Annotated in this window: 11 protein-coding genes; 5 read left to right on the top strand and 6 right to left on the bottom strand. The window is 67.7% G+C overall.

Features of this window, described 5'->3' with window-relative positions:
* The first annotated feature begins 29 nt into the window (after window positions 1–29).
* The gene (locus QZM67_RS10480) at window positions 30–1,433 is read left to right on the top strand and encodes a GntP family permease (protein WP_043181187.1); all 1,404 of its coding nucleotides are present in this window, start codon (window positions 30–32) and stop codon (window positions 1,431–1,433) included.
* 246 nt (window positions 1,434–1,679) lie between these two features.
* Window positions 1,680–1,943, top strand: a complete 264-nt coding sequence (locus QZM67_RS10475) for a DUF4148 domain-containing protein (protein WP_175024886.1) — start codon at window positions 1,680–1,682, stop codon at window positions 1,941–1,943.
* 68 nt (window positions 1,944–2,011) lie between these two features.
* On the opposite strand, the gene QZM67_RS10470 is transcribed toward QZM67_RS10475, so the two are convergent.
* From QZM67_RS10470 to QZM67_RS10460, 3 genes are all read right to left on the bottom strand, one after another.
* Window positions 2,012–2,377: a 5-carboxymethyl-2-hydroxymuconate Delta-isomerase gene (locus QZM67_RS10470; RefSeq protein WP_175024887.1), complete on the bottom strand. Its 366-nt coding sequence runs from the start codon at window positions 2,375–2,377 to the stop codon at window positions 2,012–2,014.
* Between the two features lie 74 nt (window positions 2,378–2,451).
* Window positions 2,452–4,047: a thioredoxin family protein gene (locus QZM67_RS10465; RefSeq protein WP_301802507.1), complete on the bottom strand. Its 1,596-nt coding sequence runs from the start codon at window positions 4,045–4,047 to the stop codon at window positions 2,452–2,454.
* A gap of 272 nt (window positions 4,048–4,319) precedes the next feature.
* Complete coding sequence (locus QZM67_RS10460; protein ID WP_301802506.1) at window positions 4,320–4,820, bottom strand: GNAT family N-acetyltransferase; 501 nt, start codon at window positions 4,818–4,820, stop codon at window positions 4,320–4,322.
* 582 nt (window positions 4,821–5,402) lie between these two features.
* Between QZM67_RS10460 and QZM67_RS10455 the strand changes: the two genes are divergently transcribed.
* The 3 genes from QZM67_RS10455 (at window position 5,403) to QZM67_RS10445 (ending at window position 9,444) form a co-directional block, all read left to right on the top strand.
* Entirely contained in the window at window positions 5,403–7,754 is a 2,352-nt protein-coding gene (locus QZM67_RS10455) for a phosphocholine-specific phospholipase C (RefSeq protein ID WP_301802504.1), read from the top strand.
* A gap of 270 nt (window positions 7,755–8,024) precedes the next feature.
* Complete coding sequence (locus QZM67_RS10450) at window positions 8,025–8,294, top strand: hypothetical protein (protein ID WP_011353737.1); 270 nt, start codon at window positions 8,025–8,027, stop codon at window positions 8,292–8,294.
* Window positions 8,295–8,448: 154 nt separating this feature from the next.
* Window positions 8,449–9,444: a DedA family protein/thiosulfate sulfurtransferase GlpE gene (locus tag QZM67_RS10445; RefSeq protein WP_175024891.1), complete on the top strand. Its 996-nt coding sequence runs from the start codon at window positions 8,449–8,451 to the stop codon at window positions 9,442–9,444.
* Window positions 9,445–9,497: 53 nt separating this feature from the next.
* On the opposite strand, the gene QZM67_RS10440 is transcribed toward QZM67_RS10445, so the two are convergent.
* From QZM67_RS10440 to QZM67_RS10430, 3 genes are all read right to left on the bottom strand, one after another.
* Window positions 9,498–10,958, bottom strand: coding sequence for an OprD family porin (locus QZM67_RS10440; RefSeq protein ID WP_043181196.1), 1,461 nt, complete (start codon window positions 10,956–10,958; stop codon window positions 9,498–9,500).
* A gap of 165 nt (window positions 10,959–11,123) precedes the next feature.
* Window positions 11,124–12,143, bottom strand: a complete 1,020-nt coding sequence (locus QZM67_RS10435) for an ABC transporter ATP-binding protein (protein ID WP_175024892.1) — start codon at window positions 12,141–12,143, stop codon at window positions 11,124–11,126.
* Window positions 12,140–13,132, bottom strand: coding sequence for an ABC transporter ATP-binding protein (locus QZM67_RS10430; protein ID WP_043181200.1), 993 nt, complete (start codon window positions 13,130–13,132; stop codon window positions 12,140–12,142). The genes QZM67_RS10435 and QZM67_RS10430 overlap by 4 nt, the downstream gene beginning before the upstream one ends.

The following is a 13,132-nucleotide window of genomic DNA, read 5'->3' as shown; positions in this document are numbered from 1 at the left end:
ACAACAACCAAAGCCATTAGGAGACTCCCTTGTCTTTCGTGATCGTCCTCGCCGCGCTGGCGTTCCTGATGTTTGCCGCGTACCGCGGCTACAGCGTGATCCTGTTCGCGCCGATCGCCGCGCTCGGCGCGGTGCTCCTGACCGACCCCGCCGCCGTCGCCCCGGTCTTCTCCGGCATCTTCATGGAGAAGATGGTCGGCTTCGTCAAACTGTATTTCCCGGTGTTCATGCTCGGCGCGGTATTCGGCAAGGTGATCGAACTCTCCGGGTTCTCCGAGTCGATCGTCCATGCGGCCATCCGCTACATCGGCCGCTCGCGTGCGAATGCGGTGATCGTCGCGGTGTGCGCGCTACTCACCTATGGCGGCGTGTCGCTGTTCGTCGTGGTGTTCGCGGTCTATCCGTTCGCGGCCGAACTCTATCGCCAGAGCAACATTCCGAAACGATTGATGCCCGGCGCGATCGCGCTCGGCGCGTTCTCGTTCACGATGGATTCGCTGCCCGGCACGCCGCAGATCCAGAACATCATCCCGACCACGTTCTTCAAGACGACCGCGTGGGCCGCGCCCGCACTCGGCACGATCGGCTCGCTGTTCATCATCGTCGTCGGCCTCAGCTATCTGGAATGGCGCCGCCGCTCGGCGATGGCGAAGGGCGAAGGCTACGGCACGTCACTCGTCAACGAGCCGGAGCGCGTCGAGACGACGTCGCTGCCGAATCCCGCACTCGCGATCCTGCCGCTGATCCTCGTCGGCGTGTCGAACTTCGCGTTCACGAAGCTGATCCCGCAGTGGTATGGCGCCGCGTCGTACACGGTCGCGCCGGACGTGCTGCCGGGCGTGCATGCGCCCGTAACGGCATCGATCAAGACGGTCGTCGCGATCTGGTCGGTCGAGGCCGCGCTGCTGCTCGGCATCGTGCTGGTGGTGCTGACCGCGTTCAAGCGCGTCAGCGATCGCTTCGCGGCCGGCTCGAAGGCCGCCGTCGGCGGCGCGCTGCTCGCCGCGATGAACACCGCGTCGGAATACGGCTTCGGTGGCGTGATCGCCGCACTGCCGGGCTTCCTGGTCGTGGGCGATGCGCTGAAGAGCATTCCGAACCCGCTCGTCAACGCGGCCGTGTCGGTCAGCTCGCTTGCCGGCATCACGGGCTCGGCATCGGGCGGCATGAGCATCGCGCTCGCCGCGATGTCGGACCTGTTCATCAAGGGTGCGCAGGCCGCCAATATCCCGCTGGACGTGCTGCACCGGGTCGTCGCGATGGCGAGCGGCGGCATGGACACGCTGCCGCACAACGGCGCGGTGATCACGCTGCTCGCGGTCACGGGCCTCACGCACCGCGAGTCGTATCGCGACATCTTCGCGGTCACAGTCATCAAGACGCTCGCCGTGTTCTTCGTGATCGCCGTGTACTACACGACGGGGCTCGTGTAACACCCTCCGCGGTGGCCCGTCTCAGGGCCGCCGCCCGCCGGCCGCGTCGATGCGGCCGGTTCCTCCCCGCTCCTCCCCTTTTTGCCGGGCGCCGTTCAGGCACGCTCGACGGCTCGCTCATTGTTGTCTTCCGCAGAACACTACGTTGGGCGTAGCGGCATTTTTCGCGAGTCGGGCGAGGCCTACACTGGTTTCGACGGTCACCGTGTGCGATCGGCACCGTCGAAAACATGGAGGTATCCGCTCATGAACCCGCTGATCCGCACGATCGCCCTCGCGGCCGCATTCGCCGCTCCCGTCGCCGCGCAGGCGCAAGCCAACTCGCCGCTCACGCGCGCCGAAGTTCATTCAGAAGTGGTTGCACTGAAAAAGGCCGGCTTTCAGCCGAGCGACTGGTTCTACCCTGCCAGCATTCAAGCCGCCGAAGCGAAGATCGCCCGTCAACAGGGCGCGCCGCAGGCCACAGGCGCCGGATACGGTCATCGCGGCGCGTACGCCACGGGCCAATAGTCGGGTGTCGAACCCGTGAACCGCGCTCGCGTCAGCGCCGCGTTCCCGGCCCGCGCAGCGCGCACCGGTCAGCGCGGCTCGATGCTCGCTTTCGCGTAGGACTCGCGCTCCAGCTCCAGTATTTCCGCGCACAGTTGCAGGTGCGTGCCTAGCGGCGCGACGACGTGCCGCTTCAGTTCCGCCAGCACCTGCTCCGAGAATTCGCGCTTGACGTCAGTCGTCCGGCCGCTCAGCACCGCGAGCTTCGCATGGACGAACGCGCGCGGCGCCGGCGACGTGCCGACCGCGAAGGTATCGAACCGCAGCGCGCGGCTCTTGATGTCGAGCTCGTCGAAATGGCCGGACGCGGCCAGGACGGCATTGAGCGCACGCAGGGTCGCGCCGGCGTCGAACCCGTCGAGGTTCGCGGAATATTCGAGCGTCAGATGGGGCATGGTGTCGGTGGCCTCGTTGGTATCGGGAAAAGCGCCGGCCGGCATCCCGAAAGCGCACGCAGTGCCACCGGATGCTATGCCTTGACCGGCTGGATCAGGCGCGCGCAGGCGCTTGCCTGCGGATCGCCGGCGGGCAGTTTCCCACAGATGCCGTCGAACTGCCTCGCGATCGACCTGACCGATGCATCGTGTGCGCCGCTGCCGCGCCAGCGGTTCAGCTGCGTGACGACCTTGGTCAACGCGCGCAGGTTCGCGCCGTAGAACGCGTCCCGGGTCTTGTCGGCCTGCGCGAGCACGCTCGCGGCAATCCCTTCGATGCGCGCCGAATCATCCGGCGCCAGTTCGACCGCATTCGCAAAATAGGTCGCACCCCAGCGCAGCTTCGTCGCCGGCCCGCTCGCCGCGTCGTACGCCTTGCGGTACCAGTCGAGCGCGGCGGCCTTGTCGCCACGCGCTTTCGCATTCGCGGCCAGCCCGGACATGAAGTAGTACGGGGTGGACGAACGCGGCAACTCGGCCTTCAGCAACGCTTCCGACTCGTCGTACAGGCCCGCGTCGGTCAGCGTGTCCGCGCCTTCGCTGACGAGCGCCTGCCGCTCGTAGGCATTCGCGGCCCCCTGCACCGATGCGGCGATCTGCTTGCGCGCGGTATCGGCCAGCGCCGGCGCAGTCAGCGGCGCGCCCTTGTGCGCATCGCCGCGCGCGAGCAGCACGCGGCCGTGCAGCGCCATCAGCCGGTCGATCGACGACAGCGTGGTGTCCGTCGACAGCCGCGCAAGCGCCGCGTCGTATGCGCCGCGCAATTTCGCGCGCTGCGCATCGCCGCCACCGAGATACGCGACCACGCGCGCGGGCGCCGCGACCAGCACGTCCGAATCGGCCCGCGACCATGCGGGATCCTGCAGCACCGTGCGCAGCGAATCGGCAAGCGCCGCCTTGTCGAGCGCGCCGGCCTGCGCCGGATCGTCGGACGCGGCGACCACGGCCGCCTTCAGCGCGAAGCGCGCCGATTCGGCCTTCGCGCCGGCCGCGCGCGCGCGTTGCGCGAGCGACTGCAGCGTCTCGGCGACGCGATTGGCCGGCACCGGCAGCGCACCGTCGGTGTCCCACGAATAGTCGGCCAGCAGGCGCCATTCGTCCGGCGTCAGCGATGCACCGTTCTTCAGCGCCGTTGCGAGCGTCTGCCGCACCGGGTGCGCAGCCGTCATCCCGAGCGACAGCGCCTGCATGTAGCGGTCGAGATCGGCTTCGCCCGGCAGCCGCGTCACTTCGGTGCCGTCGGGTCGGAACAGGATCATCGTCGGATAGCCGTGCACCTTGAAACGCTCACCGAGCTTCTGCGCGCTTTCGGTATCGCCGTCGAGATACACGGGCACGAAGAACGACGAGCGGGTCTTGAATGCCTGCTGGCTGAAGATCGTCGACTTCACCTGGTTGCATGACGGACACCACACCGCGCCCCAGTAGAGCAGCAGCGGCTTGCCGGTACGCTTCGCCAACGCGAAGGCGGCGTCGACGTCGCCGTGCTGCCATGCGATGCCGGGCGGCAGATGCGCGCCGTCGGGCGATGCGCTCGTCACCGGGGCGCCCGTGGGCGTGGCAGCGGCAAACGCCGCACCCGCGGCGGCGAACAGGCAGGCGGCAGTCAGATTCCGGAGAGCGGATTTCATCGAAGCGGGTCCGTTGAAAGAGGCGGTTGCGGGGAGGTGCGGCGCGCGAAGCGATGGCTGTGATGCGTGAGCCATGAAGTGATGACGATGAAGCCAGCCGACGTGCAACGCCGCGCAGGATCGTTGCGGAAAAGCGCACGCCGGCCGAGGCGACCGGCAAATCGTTCAACGATATGACGGGCGCAGCCGGCAGAAAACGAATGAATTCGCGAATGAATATGACGCGCGGCCTCGCGGCCGCGCCTGCTGGCGGATACGCGTCGGCCGAGCCTTTACTGCCGTGCCTTGATCCGCGCCATGTGATACACGGACACATGCACGCCGTCGCGCAACGCATAACCCGGCGATTCGCCCTCGATCCGGAAGCCGTGCTTCTCGTAGAGCGCGATCGCCGCGCGGTTGTCGGTGAACACGGTCAGCTCGAGACGCGTGACGTTCAGCCAGTTTTCCGCGAGATCGATCGCGGCCGCAAGCAACCGGCTGCCGACACCGTGCCCGTGATACGCCGCATCGACCATCATGCCGAGCCCCGCCGCATGACGCCGGCGCGGATTCGGCTCGAGGTCCAGGCCGAGATGGCCGACCACGACGCCGCCGATTTCGGCGACAAGGCTCATGCCGCGCTCGCGCACGCCATCGAGCCGCTTCTGCCACTTCTCGAGCGACGGAAACGGATGCTGCAACGTATTCGCATACACCGCGGGATGCGCGGCGATCTGCCGGATCGCGTCGACGTCGTGCGTCTCGCTGTGCCGGATCTTGATGTCGGTCATGGGTGGGCCGGTTCCAAAAAGTCGCGCTGAAGGCGCGGACTGCGCGTACGCGCAGCAATGTGACGAGCTTATCCGATTTCACGCATTTGAAACATGGCCGTCACGCCGTCGCACGTCATGTTGCATCCGCAACGAACTTCGCCACGCGATTCGAATGGAATCCGGAAAATTATGACCGGTCACGCATGCGGAAATCGGTAATTCCCGACCTTTTTCAACCGCGCATCGCGTCTGAACAAATCGTTGCGCACACAACGTCACGCAAGCGACATGCGATGTCATGTCTTCATCACGTCGACGTCACGTCGTCTCCCTAGACTGGGCGCCGCCCAGCCCGGCATGCGCCGGGCCGGCGTGTGCCGACACCCTGGCCCGCGCATCACGAGCGCGCGTCGCGCAGGATCGCGGCAACGGCCAAAGCATCTGCGCGACATCGCGCATCGCGCGCGATGCGCGCACCTCCGCCCCATGCGGCCGATGCACCCGAACGCACACGCAGCGCGAATCGTCCCAGGGGGGGCGACGCACGGGCGCCACCAGACGAAGTCACGAACGCTCCCATCATCACAGGACCCGAACGCCATGACGTCACGCCGCAAATTCCTCCAGCAGACCGCCACTTCCGGCCTCGCCGCCGCCGCGCTGTCCGCGTTTCCGCCGAGCATCCGCCGTGCGCTCGCGATTCCCGCGTTTCACGAAACGGGGACCATCAAGGACGTGAAGCACGTCGTGCTGCTGATGATGGAGAACCGCGCATTCGACAGCTACTTCGGCACGTTCAAGGGCGTGCGCGGTTACGGCGACCGCTTTGCGGTGCCGTCGCCGAACGGCCGCAACGTGTTCTACCAGACGTACACGAAGCCGACGCCCGCCACCACCGTCACGCCGTATCACCTCGACGCGAGCCAGGGCAACGCCCAGCGCGCGGGCGGCACGCCGCACACATGGGCCGATGCGCAGGCCGCGTGGGACCACGGCCGGATGAATCGCTGGCCCGACGCGAAGACGCCGCTGTCGATGGGCTATTACGACGCGGCGGAAGTACCGTTCCAGCGCGCGCTCGCCGATGCGTTCACGCTGTGCGACCACTATCACTGCGGGATGCACACGGGCACGATCGCGAACCGCCTGTTCTACTGGAGCGGCACCAACGGCCCGAACGGCATCAGCCCGGCCGACGGCAGCCGCGTGAAGATCGCCGCGCTGAACAACCAGTTCAACGGCGGCAACGACATCGGCCCGTCGAGCCAGGGCTGGACCTGGACCACCTATGCCGACCGGCTGCAGCAGGCCGGCGTGAACTGGAAGGTCTACCAGAGCCTGATCGACAACTTCGGCTGCAACGAGATGATGAGCTTCCGCCACTGGCGCGCGGCGATCGAGCAGATGCCGCCCGCACGCCGGCCGGCGTACGTCGCATCGACGGACATCACGCAGCCGGTGACGGCGGCCGGCGCGTTCTACGACCCGGCGATCGACGATCCGCTGAGCCCGCTCGCGAAAGGGTTCGGCAACACGATGCCGTACGGCTTCCTCGAGTCGTTCCGCGACGACATCCGCAACGGCACGCTGCCCGAGGTGTCGTGGATCATCCCGCCGTCCGTGTACAGCGAACACCCGGGGCCGTCGAGCCCGGCGCAGGGCGGCTGGTACGTGCAGGCCGTGCTCGATGCGCTGACGGCGAACCCGGAGGTGTGGAGCAAGACCGTGCTGCTGGTCAACTACGACGAGAACGACGGCTTCTTCGACCACATGCCGTCGCCGGCCGTGCCGTCGCGCAACGCCGACGGCACGCTCGCGGGCGGCCATACGCTGGCGGCCGCCGACGTCGCCGCCGAGTACCACGACTTCACGCCGGCCACGGCGAGCCAGCCGGCGACCGACGGCCGTCCGTACGGCCCGGGCCCGCGCGTGCCGATGTGGATCGTGTCGCCGTGGAGCCGCGGCGGCTGGGTCAACTCGCAGGTGTTCGACCATACGTCGACGCTGCTCTTCCTCGAAAAGCGCTTCGGCGTCGCGGAGCCGCAGATCAGCGCCTACCGCCGCGCGGTGTGCGGCGACCTGACGAGCGCGTTCAATTTCCGCTCGCCGAACAACGAACCGCTGCCGACACTCGCGGGCCATACGACCAAAAGCCAGGTCGACGCGCTGAGCGCCGCACAGCAGGCCGCGCCGAAGATCGTGCCGCCGGCCGCACCGTCGCTGCCCGCGCAGGCCACCGGCGTGCGCCCGTCGCGCGCGTTGCCTTACGAACTGCATGCGAGCGCGCAGACCGATGCCGGCAGCGGCACGGTCACGCTGAAGTTCGCGAACACGGGCCGCGCCGCCGCCGTGTTTCACGTCTATGACAAGCTGAATCTCGACCGCCTGCCGCAGCGCTACGCCGTCGAGCCGGGCAAGACGCTGCGCGGCGACTGGGCCGCGCGCGCCGACAATGGCGGTAAATATGACCTGTGGGTGCTGGGCCCGAACGGCTATCACCGCCGCTTCACCGGCGACCTGAGCCGCCTGGCCGGTGCTCGCGCGCCCCATCCGGAAGTGCGCGTCGGCTATGCGGGCGCGAGCGGCAGCCTCCACCTGCGGCTGCGCAACCACGGCGGCGGAACGGTGCGTTTCACCGTGAAGTCGAACCAGGTCTACGGGCCGCTGTCCAGCCGCGGCGCACACGACGATCGCGGACATGGCCAGGGTAACGAGGACGGCAACAGCCAGGGTCACGGCCACGATCGCGGCACCGGTACCACGTGGACGGTCACGGTGCGCGCCGGCGACCAGGCCGAACTGCACTGGCAGCTCGACTCAACCGGCCACTGGTACGACTTCATCGTCACCGCGGACAGCGACGCGAGTTTCTCGCGCCGCGTCGCCGGCCGCGTCGAAACCGGCCGCCACTCGGTCAGCGACCCGGCGATGGGGCTCGCCGACCGCTTCTGATACCGCCGCGGCGACACGCGTGGCACCGCGTGTCGCCGCCCGTGCCGGCCCGGCCGCGAACGGCGGTCAGGCGCCGGCCGCGGCCGCGCGCGATCCGTCTGAAACGCCCGCCCCGCGCGGCTCAAACATCAGAAGGATCCGTGGTTCAGCCCTCATTTCCCCCCCACGAAAATGCTCCGAATTGCGGCCCGTTCGCGTTAAACTGCGTCAAGCTGTATTCAACAAAGACATCTTCGCCACTACGGCATCCACGATACGAGGATAGGTTCGATGCGCACTACCGGCTCATCCGGGGCAATGACCCTGCTCACCGAACACGACCCGGCCGACGGCCGCGAACTGCGCTCGCTCCGGCTCGAAGCGACCGGCGACGGCAAGAGCGTGCTGCTGATCGAGATCGACGAACGCAAGCCCGGCATCCATCGCGAAGTCCGTTACGAGATCACGCCGGCCGAACTGATCGCGGCAATCCGCTCGCACGGCGCCGAGCTCCCCGGCGAAAACCACGGCGCCGCATCGCTCGCCCGCACCTCCTCCTGATTTCGACCGGTGAGCCGCGCGCCAGGCGCCGGCTCACCGACATCTCCCTGCCGCCGTCAGGCGCTTTGCGTTATTCCCTCCGCCGACTTGAAAAAGGCCGATAATCGGCCCATCTGCGTGCTTTCCGCACGCGTTTCCTTTTCGGCCAGCCGTCATGCTCCTCCGTGACCTCGTCGCCCAATACGGGCCGCTTCTCGTCTTCGCCAACGTGCTCGCGGCGGCCATCGGGCTGCCGGTGCCCGCGATGCCGACGCTCGTGCTGTTCGGTGCGATGTCCGCGATGCATCCGGCGATGATCGGCTCGCAACTGGTCACGGTGGTCATGCTGTCGGTGCTCGGCGCACTGATCGGCGACACCGTGTGGTACCTCGCCGGCCGGCGCTACGGCGGCACGACGCTGAAGACGATTTGCCGGCTGTCGCTGTCGCGTGACAGCTGCGTGAAAAAGACCGAACGCTTCTTCGGCCGCTACGGCGTGCGCGTACTCGCGGTCGCGCGCTTCATTCCGGGGCTGTCGCTCGTGTCGGTGCCGATGGCCGGCGCGTTCGGCACGCGCTATCGCACGTTCGTCGGCTACGATGCGCTCGGCGCCGCGCTGTGGACGATCGTCGGACTGGTGGTCGGGCTGATGTTCGCTCGCCAGATCGACTGGCTGTTCGCTGGTGCGGGCCAGCTCGGCCGCGTGGCGCTGCTGGTGGCCGTCGCGGTGCTGGCGGTGTACGCGGCGATTCGCTGGATGCGCCGCCGCGCGCTGATCCGCCAGCTCGCGAGCGCGCGGATCGGTGTCGACGAACTCGACTCGCTGCTGCGCGATACGTCCGCGCCGGTGGTCCTCGACGTGCGCTCGCCCGAACACCGCAAGCTCGACCCGTTCACGATTCCCGGCGCGCAGTTCGCGGACGAGCGCCAGATCGGCGACATCGTCGCGCGCTATCCGCTCACGCAGAAGTTCGTCGTGTATTGCTCGTGCCCGAACGAGTTCACGGCCGCGCTGATGGCGAAGCGCCTGCTCGACGCCGGCTTCACCGATGCGCTCGCGCTGCGCGGCGGCCTCGACGCATGGCGCGACACGGGCCGCCAGCTCACGTCGCTCGTGGAAGACATGCCCGCTGCGAACGACCCGGTCGCGGGGCTGCACAAGCCGGCCTGATCGTTTCGATCGCAGGCCGGCCGTGCGAGGCGGGGGCGCATGCCCCCCTTCGATCAGAACGCGTGCAGCGGCAGGTTCACGACCAGACGGTACTCGGTGTTCGTCGCGTCCGAGTAGTGCGACGAACCGGCGTGCCACATCGCGATGAACGTGACCTTCGTGTCCTTCAGCTTGCCGCTCTGGAACGTGTACGACGGGATGAAGCCGAACTCGTGGTGACGGCCCTGCACCGGCGCGCCGTTGCTCCAGTAGATGCTCGACTTGCTCGGGTCGTTCGCCGCACCCGCGCTGCCGTCCGCACCCCAGCCCGTCACGCCCCAGACCATCGCCTTGAAGCCCGGCAGGCCCGCTTCCTTGCCGTAGAACGTGTAACGCAGCTGCAGCGACTTTTCGTGCGGCGCGTTGTAGTCGACGTCCATCGAGTTGGTCAGGAAGATGCCGTTCGTTTCGTTCAGGTAGTCGAAGAACTGGTCGCCGAGCACCTGCTGGAAGCCGAGCAGCAGCTCGTGCGGGCCATGCTGCGCGGCCAGCGACAGGCTGTATGCGTTGTTGTTGATCTTGCCTTGCAGCGCATCGCCCGTGTCGTGCGTCGAGTAGACGTTACCGAAGCCCGTCCACTTGATCGTCTGCGGGCTGCCGATGCTGTGCTTCACCGACGCGTAGTACTGGTGCCACACGTCGTCGGCCTGGTTCGCGTACAGCGCGACTTCGCCGTTCGGCGAGTAATCCCACGTGCCGCCGACATACGACAGGCGATTGATGCGCGTGCCGCCGTATTGCGTCGTCAGGTTGGTGAGCGTCGTGTGACCGCGTGCATCGGTCTTCGTGAAGCTGCCGGCCTCGAGCATCACGTTCTTGAATTCATTGCTGACGAGAGTCGCACCGAGGAACGTCGGCGGCAGCGCACGGTTGTCGTGCTGCTCCATGAACGGGTTGTCGACGGCCTGCAGACCGTACTTGACCACCGTGTTCGAGATGCGCGCCTTTACGTCGTAGATGCCGGGATAAGCCCATGCGAGCTGGTTGCCGCCACCGCCGCCCTTCGCGATGTGCACCATGCTGCCGGCGCCCTGGCCGCCGTCGAGCTTCAGCGCCGCATACAGCGACGCGTCGAAACCGATACCGATCAGGCCCGTCGTATAGCCCGACTCGAAGTTCGCCATCGCGCCCTGGACCCATGCGTGGCGATGCGGCCCGCCCTTGGCATCGAGCACGTCCGCGTAGTTGCGGAACAGGAAGTTGAGATGGCTGTCGGCAATGAAGCCCTTCGACTGCGACTGGGCCGACGGCTCGTCGGGCGGCGTGACGGCCTGGTTCGCTTCGGCGTTGACAATGGCGTTCGGGGTCGTTGCCTGTGCAACGGTCGTGCCCGGTGCGGCCTGTGCGACCGTCAGCGGTGCGGGGGCCGCGTCGTCGGCGTGCGCGACGCCCGTCAGCGAGACACCGGCGAGTGCCGGCAGCCCCCATGCAAGCAGCATTTTCGATGCCGTCCCGATCGTCTTCTGTTTTTTCATCGTAATTCTCGTCTTGTGTTGATATCGTCCACGCCGGTTGCGATCCGCTCCCGGCCCCCCGGCGTGCCCGGCTAAGGACGCGCCTGTACCCGCGGCGCGAAGATCGTTCGCGCCGCACCTACCCCTGTTGACCAGCCTTGGTTATGTTTTCTGCGTCACTTCAGCTCACGCCACACCCGCGCGGATGCACGCGACACGCGCGGCCGACCCCTGCCGAACTTCCGGCAGCGGCACGTCCTGCGCGCACGCATCGATCGCGACCGGGCAGCGCGTGCGGAACGCGCAGCCGGACGGCGGGTTGAGCGGCGAGGGCATCTCGCCCGCCAGCAGCATCGGACGGCGAGCACGCTCGCGCGCCGGCTCCGGCGTCGGCGCCGCATCAAGCAGCGCCTTCGTGTACGGGTGCTGCGGCACGCCGTACACGTCATGCCGCGTGCCGAACTCCATCACGCGGCCGAGATACATCACGAGCACGCGCTGGCTGATGGCCTTCACCACCGCCAGATCGTGTGCAACGAACAGATAGGACAACGACAGTTCGCGCTGCAGGTCGCGCAGCAGGTTCACGATCTGCGCCTGGATCGACACGTCGAGCGCCGATACGGGTTCGTCGCAGATCACGAGCTTCGGCTCGCCGATCAGCGCGCGTGCGATGCCGACGCGCTGGCATTGCCCACCGGAAAATTCATGGGGATAGCGCAGCAGGTGATGCGCGTTCAGGCCGACGCGTTCGAGCATCGTGACCACGCGGCGGCGCACCTCGGTGCGGCCGAGGCCGCCCTGGTGCGTGACGAGCGGCTCCGCAACGACCTGCTCGATGGTCATGCGCGGATCGAGCGACGCGAGCGGATCCTGGAAGATCATCTGCACTTCGCGCCGCATCGTGGTGCCGCGCAGGTGATCGGGCGACACGGCATCGCCGCGCCATTTCACCGTGCCGGCCGTCATCGGCACGAGGCCGATCAGCGCACGCGCGAGCGTCGACTTCCCGCAGCCCGATTCGCCGACGAGCCCGACCGTCTCGCCGCGCTTCACGTCGAACGACACGCCGTCGACGGCACGCAGCGTCCCTTTCGGCGACCACGGATAGCCGCCGAGCGGCACGCGGAAATGTACTTTCAGACCATCGACGGACAGCAGCGTGTCGTCCGTCGCGCCGGCATGGCGGCGTTCATTGACGCTCATCGCAGACCTCCCGTCAGATCGGCCACGGGACGGTGGCACGCGCGCACCGCGCCCACGGCGCCATAGGTTTCCAGCGCGGGGCGCGCCGCGCCGCAGCGTTCTTCCGCATACGTGCAGCGCTTCGCGAACGCGCAGCCGGCCGGCGCGGTGCCGGGCATCGGCGGATTGCCGGGAATCGCGACGAGCGGCGCATCGTCCGCGTCGGTCAGGCGCGGCAGCGCGTTGAGCAGGCCGATCGTGTACGGATGCGACGGCGCCGCGAAGATCGATTCGGCCGGCGCGTATTCGACGGTGCGACCCGCATACATGACCATCACGTCGTCGGCGAGGCCCGCGACCACGCCCATGTCGTGCGTGATCAGCACGATCGCCGTGCCGCGCTCGCGGTTCAGCTCGCGCAGCAGGTCGATGATCTGTGCCTGCACGGTCACGTCGAGCGCGGTGGTCGGCTCGTCGGCGATCAGGATTTCCGGCTCGGACAGCAGCGCCATCGCGATCATCACGCGCTGGCGCATGCCGCCCGAGAACTCGTGCGGATACATGCGGATGCGGCGCGCCGCGTCGGGAATGCGCACCGATTCGAGCGCCTCGATCGCGCGCTTGGTCGCTTCCTTGCGCGACAGCTTGCGGTGCAGCTGCAGCGTCTCGGTCATCTGCCGCTCGATCGTCAGGAACGGATTGAGCGACGTCATCGGATCCTGGAAGATCATCGCGATCCGGTCGCCGCGCACCTTGTTCAGCGCACGCCCATCCATCTCGAGCAGGTTGTCGCCGCGATAGCGCGCGGCGCCGGTCGTCGCGCCGTTGCCGGCCAGCAGGCCGAGCAGCGCCATCACGGTCTGGCTCTTGCCCGAACCCGATTCGCCGACGATGCCGAGCGTCTTGCCAGCTTCGAGCGAGAACGACACGCCGCTCACGGCGTCGACCGGCGGTGCGTCCTTGCGCGTGAAGCGCACGCCGAGGTTGTCTACTTCAAGTAGGGCTGCCAT

The organism is Burkholderia sp. AU45251 (genome assembly GCF_030482905.1).
GTDB classification, from domain to species: domain Bacteria; phylum Pseudomonadota; class Gammaproteobacteria; order Burkholderiales; family Burkholderiaceae; genus Burkholderia; species Burkholderia aenigmatica.
This window is presented reverse-complemented; position numbering and strand designations above follow the sequence as displayed.